The sequence below is a fragment of the Acidithiobacillus sp. TH-A35 genome (genome assembly GCF_057473505.1).
Window position 1 is genome coordinate 1 of sequence record NZ_JBYCKR010000078.1, and the last position, 8,371, is coordinate 8,371.

Sequence of the window (8,371 nt, forward strand, 5' to 3'; positions counted from 1 at the left end):
TAGTCACGCTCACGCAGATAGCGCACCACCGTATCAAAGGTGACCATGACCCGGGCATGGCCGAGATGACAGAAGTCGTATACGGTCATTCCGCAGACGTAGAGTCCCACATGATTGGGGCGCAGCACTTCCAGCGGCGTTTTACGGCGGCGCAGGGTGTCAAAGAGGGTCAGTACCGGCAGAGTGGTCATATTTTCAGCCTCGACAAGCGTTCAGGAGCGTTGGGCAGCGGCATGAAGGCGCGTTAACGCGCGCTTTTCACCGATGAGGGGGAGGAGCGCCGCCAGTTCCGGCCCGTGGGTGAGCCCGGTAAGCGCGGCGCGCAGGGGCATGAACAGCGCCTTACCGCGCTGCCCGCTGGCTTGCTGCAAGGCTTTGGTCCAGAGCCGGTAGTCGCCACCCGACGCTTGCAGCGTCGCTTGGGCGATGGACCAGAACTCAGGGCTGGCTCCGGTGATGGCTCCGGCAGCCTCGGCGTCGACCGCGGGTGAGGCAAAACAGCGCTCAGCCCAATCCAGTGCATCGGCGGGCAGCAGGATATTGGCACGCACCGCCGCCACAAAATGCATTTCCTGCCCTGCCGGCACGTTGTCCTGCAGATGGGGCGCCAACCAGTTCCAGACGGCGGCATCGTCCAGCGACTGTACCGCTTCATGCTGCCAATGCTGCAACTGCACCATATCAAAATGGCTGGGCGCCCGGCTGATCTGGGTCAGCGCAAAGCCCTGCGCCAGTGCGCTGCTATCCAGAAAGCCCGTCGCGCTGTAATGATGCCCCAGACGGGCGAGGTAGTTAAGCACCGCCGGGGCCAGATAGCCGGCCTCGCGCAGGCCGCGCAAGCTGACTGCCCCGTATCGCTTGGACAGAGGCTGACCGTCGGCACCGAGTAACAAAGGCAGATGACCATAACCGGGAACCGGTAACCCCAGCGCCTGCAAAATCAGGATTTGCCGGGGGGTATTGGTCAGGTGGTCCTCGCCACGCAAGACCAGATTCACCCCCATCAGCGCATCGTCGACCGCGTTGGCAAAGAAAAATGCCGGGCTGCCGTCACTGCGGCGGATGACAAAGTCCCCCAGATCAGCCAATGCATAGTGACGCTCGCCCCAGACCAGATCCGATACTGGGAGGATGCCCTGATCCGGCACCCGGAAACGCAGCGTGGGCCGGATGCCCGCCGCCTCCCGTTCAGTCCGCACCTCAGCATGAAGATGCCGACAATGTCCACCATAGCGTGGTGCTTTACCCGCCGAGCGCTGTACGGCGCGCTCCGCGGCCAGGTCGTCGGCGCTGCAATAGCAGGGATAGGCCTGGCCGCTGGCCTGCAAACGGGCATAGTACTGGTCATAGATGGCCAGACGCTCCATCTGCCGGTATGGGCCGTGATCGCCACCCCGGTCCGGGCCTTCGTCCCAGTCGATGCCGAACCACCGCAGATCTTCCAGCAAGGCCTTCTCATAGATCTCGGGGGAGCGCTGCTGATCCGTATCTTCAAGGCGTAAAATGAACGTTCCACCCGCGCCACGCGCCGCCAGCCAGGCGAAAAGGGCTGTGCGGGCGTTGCCAAGGTGCAGGTAACCGGTGGGGCTGGGTGCGAAGCGACTCTTTAGATTCATGGTGGTATAGTATTGCGCCATCGGCCGCGTCGCAATGCAAAAGCCGGGATAGGATACTTCGCAAAGTGCAGACCCGAATGCACTTTGCGAAGTACTCATACACACGGAAAGAAACGGAATGGCTCAAGCTAATACCCCGCGCGCGCGCTCTAAGAAACCTAAGCGCCACCATTATGGACGCTGGATTTTACTGATTATCCTGTTGATTCTGATAAATATCGGGATTGGCGTCGGTATCTACGTCTACCGCATCTGGCAGACCTTGCCGCCCATCCATGAGCTCAAGGAATGGCGTCCCGACGAGCCTCTGCGAATTTATGCCGCGAACGGCACACTGCTCCAGGAGGTCGGTCCGCAGATGCGTTATGCCCTGCCCATCGACCAGATTCCAGTCAAGTTGCAGGAAGCCTTCATATCCGCCGAAAACGCCCGCTTCTACAGCGACAACCCCCTTAACTACCCGGTCAGTTACCCTGGGATTCTGCGTGCCGCGATAGTGGACGCTATTCACATGGCACCGGTGCAGGGGGCCAGCACGATCCCGGAGCAGGTAGCGCGCAACTTTTACCTGACTCCGCAAAAAACCATTTCCCGCAAGATCGCGGAAATCCTCCTGGCGTACAAACTCGCCAACCACTTTACGCACAAACAGATTCTTGAGCTTTATCTGAACAAGATTTATCTCGGTCAGGGTGCCTACGGCGTGCAAGCTGCGGCGCGGACCTATTTTGGAAAAGGCGTCAGTCATCTTACCTTAGGGGAGATGGCAACCATTGCGGGGCTACCGCCGGCACCTTCCGTTTTAAACCCTGTAGTGAATCCTGATCTCGCCAAAAGGCGGCGTGCTTATGTGCTCAAGCGCATGGAAAAGCGCGGTTATATTTCTACGGATGAAGAGGCGAAGGCCAACGCGGAACCCATTCTTTCGCGGTATCATGCTGCTGCCAGCAACGGTGCACCTTATGTCACCGACTGGATCGCCAGTTGGCTCACCCAGCAATTCGGCAGCGATTTCACCTATCGTTCCGGGCTCAAGGTGTACACTACCATCCTGCCACAGGATCAGGAGGCAGCGAATGAGGCGGTTGCCGTGGGGCTGGAAAACTACGATATGGGGCTATCCAGTATGGACCTCAAAAGCTACCGCGGCCCCATCGCGCGCCTCAGCGGGGACACGCTGCAGGCAGCACTCGCGGGTAAGCGGCCTGATGTGTTGCCACCACATGACCCGGCCAACCTCAAATGGGGCGTAGTGGTCAGTACCGACGCCAAAAGCGCTACGGTCTCTCTGGAGGGCAAGAAAAACGTCATTCTCACCTTGCGCGACGTCAGTTGGGCACGTCCCCGTTATAGTGCCCCCAAGCCACGTTTGGTGAATGCGGTTCTGCACAGTGGCGACTTGGTCTGGCTGCGCCCTTATGTACATTCTGTTACGGCGGGGGCAGGTCAGGAATGGGGTGCCAATGTCTGGTCCTCTGCTGGCAAAGATGCGGGCTGGCAGCTCTCACAGATTCCTCAGGTACAAGGCGCTCTGGTGAGTCTGGACAGCCGTACCGGGGCTATCCACGCCCTGGTGGGTGGCTTCAGCTATGAACTCAGCCATTTTGATCGCGCCGTTTTTGCTTATCGGCAGCCGGGCTCGGGCTTCAAGCCCTTCGTCTACGCTGCGGCTATGGATGCGCCAGCGCTGCTGGCTTCAGGCAAGAGCAGTTATATGACGCCACAGACCCCGATTCCAGACACCCCCCTGTCGATTACCCTGCCTACCGGACAGGTCTATGTGCCGACGAACTACAGCAACCAGTTCTCCAATACACCGATTCCGGTATGGTCGAATCTGGCTTACTCTCATAACGTACCCAGTGTTCGCATCCTCATGGACATCGGCATCCCCTATGCGGCGCAGTATGTGCAACGCTTTGGTTTTCCGGCCCAGCAGGTACCTCAGGTGCCCTCCATGGTGCTTGGCGCAGGAGATTACAGCCCCTTACAGCTCGCCCGTGCCTATGCGGTCTTTTCCAGCGGCGGCTTTCTGCCCCATCCCTATCTCATCACCAAAATTGTGAATAGTCGCGGTACACAGATATCCCTTCTCAATTGTCCCATGGGCTATGCCCCGCCCGCCCAGCAGACGGCCATACCCCCGGGGGTAGCCTACCTGCTGACTGAGATGATGCAGCAGGTGATCAAAATTGGCACCGGTGTCGCCGCCCAGAGCCTCGGGCGTAATGACATCGCCGGCAAAACCGGCACGACCAACCACGAAAATAATGCCTGGTTCAATGGGTTCAGCCCGCACATCACCACCAGTGTCTGGGTGGGCTATGATGACAACCGCACCATGGGCCGTTGGGCTGCGGGGGCGCGTGAGGCATTACCTATCTGGATTCACTATATGCGGACGGCCATGGCGGGCAGCCCGGCCACCGGATTCTTCCGGCCGCCTTCGGTGACCGGCCCCACTATCAGTGGCGGTAGTAACGTCATTGGTGTCAGTGATTATCTCGCCGGGTATCCGCCCGTTGCCGCACCCACGGCTTCCACGGAAAGTGGCGCCGGAACGGATATTGGCGACAGATTGATCAACACCATCAAGAGTCTCTTCTAAGAAGAGACGGGAATCCGCCCTGCATCCATTGATACTCCTGCCCTCATGGTCGGCCATGAAGGCAGTGCAGTGCTACGGTGCCGCTGGATACCGGAACTGGCGGCCATCCCCGACAGGATCCTGGAAATCGGATGTTGGAACAATCGCTTGACAACGAATTCCGATTTTAATACCGTGCAACACAGTTGCATAACTGGATATTGATGGTCTGGTGCAGAATTGGATATCTGGTTCCGAGGATTTTAAAAGTGATTCATTTTAACAGACAGAAAGCACCTCTCCCTTCAATGGCTGGCCGTCGCATGCGGCGGTGGGCGCCCGATATGTGGACTGCACTGCCGCCACTGGTCGTCTTGTGTGCCGGGCTGGGCATGGCGCCGGTAGCCGCTGCGGCGACCATTCATGCTGTGGGTATAGAGAATCAATATGCCAATGTGATCGGCCAGATTGGTGGGGAATATGTCACTGTCACTGCCATCGAAAGCAACCCCAATACAGACCCGCATACCTTTGAAGCGAGTCCTGCCGTGGCCCGCGAGATCGCTGCAGCGCAAATTGTGGTGCGTAACGGCGTCGGCTATGACAGTTGGGCCGAGAAGATCCTCGCGGCGGATCACAGCGCTCAGCGCAAGGTGATCGTCGTTCAGGATCTGCTCCATCTGCCGAAAAGCACCCAAAACCCCCATCTCTGGTACAAGCCGGAGACGATGCCTGCCGTAGCCAAGGCCGTTGCCCAGAGTCTGACGGAACTGGACCCGGCCCACGCTGCCTATTTTACGGCCAATGTGCGCAAGTTTGATGCCTCTCTGAAGCCCTGGTATCAGGCAATCGCCAGCTTCAAGGCCCAGTTTGGCGGAACGCCGGTGGCAGTGACGGAACCCGTCGCCGATTACCTGTTGCAGGCTGCGGGTTGCGACATCAAAACGCCGTGGAAACTGCAGGCGGCTATTATGAACGGTACCGACCCGGCACCACAGGATGTGAGTATCCAGGACCAGCTCATTAAGCAGCATCAGGTCAAGGTGTTCCTTTATAACCAGCAGGTGACCAGCGCGCTGACAGCATCATTCCTGGGTAAGGCGAAAGCAGCGAATATCCCTGTGGTCGGTTTCTATGAAAGCATGCCGACGGGCTATAGCTATCAGTCCTGGATGCTGGCGGAGGTGCATGCGCTGAGTAATGCGGTGAAGCATGGCACTTCGACGACTGTGCTGAAGTAATACGGCATTGGGAACGCCTGATCCAATACTTTCGGTCACTCGTCTCTCTGTGGATTTGGGCGGTCGCCGCATTTTGCGGGATGTCAGTTTTGAACTCTATCCCGGCCAGCTCTGTGCCCTGATCGGTGAGAATGGTGCGGGCAAGACGACCCTGCTGCGCAGTCTGCTGGGTCTGACGCCGATCCGCGCGGGGCAGGCCTTGATAGATGGCGCGTCCGCTAGTCAGCGCCGTGCTCTGGTCGGCTATGTGCCCCAGAAAATCGCTTTTGATGCGGATATCCCCCTGCGGACCCGAGATCTGGTGCAGTTGGGGCTGGATGGCCATCGCCTTGGTCTGCCGCTATTTCCCGGTCGTAAAAAAGCCTTGGTAGATCAAGCGTTGCATGCGGTCGGGGCAGAGGCCTTTGCGGATCAGCGGGTTGGGGAACTCTCCGGTGGCCAGCAACAGCGGGCAGTTATCGCCCATGCCCTGGTGCGTCAGCCGCGTCTGCTCATTCTCGATGAGCCCTTGGCTAATCTGGATTTCGGCAGCGCCAATGCGCTGGTGGCGTTGCTTGGTAGATTGACGCGTACCCGACAGATTGCTGTACTGGTGACTGCCCATGATATGAACCCACTCTTATCTGTCGTGGACCGTCTGGTCTATCTGGTGGGCGGGCAGGCCGCCACCGGCAGTGTGGAGGAGGTGGTGCAGCCTGAGGTGTTGAGTAAGCTCTATGGTTACCCGGTAACGGTATTGCGGCATGGGCGGCGGATACTTGTGCTACCCGATGTCGCGGCTGAAGATGCCGAGGCGGGCACGGCAGCGCATGTGCCGCATCCGGAAAAGGCCGATTAACGCCATGTGGAATCTTTGGATGCTTTTGGGAAATTCTAGTTTCTTCAGCAGTGAGCCGGTGCAAACCGCGCTGATCGTGGGGACTTGCGCAGCGCTGGTCAGCGCGGTGATCGGTGTGTTTACCATATTGCGCGGCAATGCCTTTGCCGGACATGCCCTGGCCGACGTGAGCAGCGCCGGTGGGGCGGCCTCCTTCCTGCTGGGCATCAATCCCTTGCTGGGCTTTCTGGGTATGGCCTGGATTGCGGCCTTCGGCATGGAGTTTCTTGGTGTACGCAAGGTGCGGGAGCGCGATCTTGCCACGGGCATCGTTCTGGGGGCGGGATTGGGTCTGTCGGCGCTCTTTCTCTATCTGGATGTGACGACTACCAGCACTACGGGTGCAGCGGTATCGGTGATGTTTGGATCCATGTTTGCGATTCCGCAGAGCCTTATCGGTCCTGCGTTGGTGGCCTCCGCCGGGGTGCTTTTGCTGGTGGGTCTGCTCTACCGGCCGATGATGTTGACGGCGGTGGAGCCTGATCTGGCGGCAGCACGGGGTATTTCCCTGCGTTGGATCGGTTTGCTGCAACTGCTGGCCCTGGGGCTGGCGGTGGCGGTCTGCGCTCTGGCCATTGGCGCGGTGCTGGCGACGGCTTTGCTCATTGGTCCGGCGGGTGCGGCGATTCGTCTGAGCCGGCGTCCGGCACAGGCGATATGCTGGGCCATTGCTATCGGTTTGACGGCGGTCTGGGGTGGTATCTGGATGGCCTATGAGAGTTACTACTGGTTTTCCGGTAATGCCTGGCCAGTGAGCTTTTTTGTCGTGACGCTGGTATTTCTGTTTTATCTGGCGGCGGTGCTGGTGGCTAAAGTGGCGGGCTTGTCGGCGCGTCCGAAGTCGGTCATCTGGCCGCACTGCGAGGTATAGGGCATGTTCTCCAGTTTCATGATCAATACCTGGATTGCCGCCACCGCCATTGCTTTTGTCGCGGCTTTCGTCGGATTTTTTGTGGTGGCCAGACGTTCGGCCTTTGCCGCCCATGCCTTGCCACTGGGTGCCTTTCCGGGGGCGGCGGCGGCCAACCTGCTGGGGGTCAATCCGCTGATCGGGTTGCTGGTTTTTGTCGGAATGGGGGTTTTACTCCTGCGCCAATTGGTGCGCATGGGGCGCCGCGATGTGGGCACGGGGCTGCTGCTGGTGCTGTTTCTGGGGGTGGGTGCGTTGTTGCTCAGTATGACCAGTGAGTATGCACCTGCGGTGTTTTCCCTGCTCTTCGGCGAGGTGCTGGGGGTCAGCGGCGCCGATTTGTGGCCCATACTGGGCATCTGCGCGCTGGTGGTTGTGGGCATCGTTCTGTATTTTCGCCCGCTCTTGCTGGATTCGACTTTTCCCGATCTGGCGGCCTTGCAGGGGATTCGCGCATCACGTATGGATCTGGTGTTCCTGACCCTGCTGGCCCTGGTGACTGCCATGGCCTTGCCGGTGGTGGGGGCCTTTCTGGTGTTCACCCTGCTGGTCGGCCCGCCGGCTGCCGCCCAGGCGTTGAGCGGCAATCCCATGCGCGTGCTGGCGCTATCCGTGATTTTTGCAGAGGGCTGCATCTGGAGTGCTATCGCGCTCTCCTACTGGACCAACTGGCCCATCGGGTTTTTTGTCGGGACCATCGGCGCGGGCTTGTTTACGGTGGCGCGTTCTTACCGGCACTGGAATCAGCGGCAGCGCAATTTCGTGGCGCTATAAATACTGATCGCACCTTCAACTGCCGGATTTTGGATTAATCGTTATCAGGGAGTTCCGGCCTTTCTACCATGGGTTCTATCTCCGGGGGGCCAAACTCCGGGCGCTCGATTTCGGGATGATGTAATACGGGAGGGAGCACCGGCATCCGCGGTATGATGGGGAAATCAAAGTCCATGGGGTTGACGCTGAAGATGACCCGTTCCGCGTTGACGACACCCGGGGCCTGGACCCTTCCCTCGACGGCGACCATGCTGCCTGCCTGCATGTCCGCGGCATCCCCGTTTTCATAGAGGGTGTGGGGACCCTCCACCAGGGATACCCCGTGGGTGGTCCATCCATCCATCCCGCGATCCAGGTAACCCACCA

At 59.4% G+C, this 8,371-nt stretch carries 6 protein-coding genes and 2 pseudogenes; 5 read left to right on the top strand and 3 right to left on the bottom strand.

What is annotated here, in order from left to right; genetic code table 11:
• Together AC2VNK_RS03025 and gltX are read right to left on the bottom strand one after the other, a co-directional pair.
• Nucleotides 1-191: pseudogene (locus tag AC2VNK_RS03025) on the bottom strand (cysteine--tRNA ligase); the annotation flags it as partial.
• A gap of 21 nt (nucleotides 192-212) precedes the next feature.
• Nucleotides 213-1,616 carry a glutamate--tRNA ligase gene (gltX, locus tag AC2VNK_RS03030; protein ID WP_486882751.1) on the bottom strand — a complete coding sequence of 468 codons (1,404 nt, stop codon included), beginning with the start codon at nucleotides 1,614-1,616 and terminating at the stop codon, nucleotides 213-215.
• Between the two features lie 118 nt (nucleotides 1,617-1,734).
• Between gltX and AC2VNK_RS03035 the strand changes: the two genes are divergently transcribed.
• The 5 genes from AC2VNK_RS03035 to AC2VNK_RS03055 all read left to right on the top strand — a co-directional run bounded on the left by AC2VNK_RS03035 (nucleotide 1,735) and on the right by AC2VNK_RS03055 (nucleotide 8,005).
• Nucleotides 1,735-4,224 (top strand): penicillin-binding protein 1A, encoded by a 2,490-nt coding sequence (locus AC2VNK_RS03035; protein ID WP_291524302.1) that lies wholly within the window; start codon nucleotides 1,735-1,737, stop codon nucleotides 4,222-4,224.
• Nucleotides 4,225-4,547: 323 nt separating this feature from the next.
• The gene (locus tag AC2VNK_RS03040; protein WP_291524300.1) at nucleotides 4,548-5,444 is read left to right on the top strand and encodes a metal ABC transporter solute-binding protein, Zn/Mn family; all 897 of its coding nucleotides are present in this window, start codon (nucleotides 4,548-4,550) and stop codon (nucleotides 5,442-5,444) included.
• A gap of 49 nt (nucleotides 5,445-5,493) precedes the next feature.
• A complete protein-coding gene (locus AC2VNK_RS03045; protein ID WP_486882752.1) occupies nucleotides 5,494-6,282 on the top strand; it encodes a metal ABC transporter ATP-binding protein in 789 nt (262 codons plus the stop codon).
• Between the two features lie 58 nt (nucleotides 6,283-6,340).
• The gene (locus AC2VNK_RS03050; RefSeq protein ID WP_486882753.1) at nucleotides 6,341-7,192 is read left to right on the top strand and encodes a metal ABC transporter permease; all 852 of its coding nucleotides are present in this window, start codon (nucleotides 6,341-6,343) and stop codon (nucleotides 7,190-7,192) included.
• 3 nt (nucleotides 7,193-7,195) lie between these two features.
• Nucleotides 7,196-8,005 carry a metal ABC transporter permease gene (locus AC2VNK_RS03055; RefSeq protein WP_486882754.1) on the top strand — a complete coding sequence of 270 codons (810 nt, stop codon included), beginning with the start codon at nucleotides 7,196-7,198 and terminating at the stop codon, nucleotides 8,003-8,005.
• 34 nt (nucleotides 8,006-8,039) lie between these two features.
• Here the strand turns inward: AC2VNK_RS03055 and AC2VNK_RS03060 are convergent.
• Nucleotides 8,040-8,371: pseudogene (locus AC2VNK_RS03060) on the bottom strand (DUF5666 domain-containing protein); the annotation flags it as partial.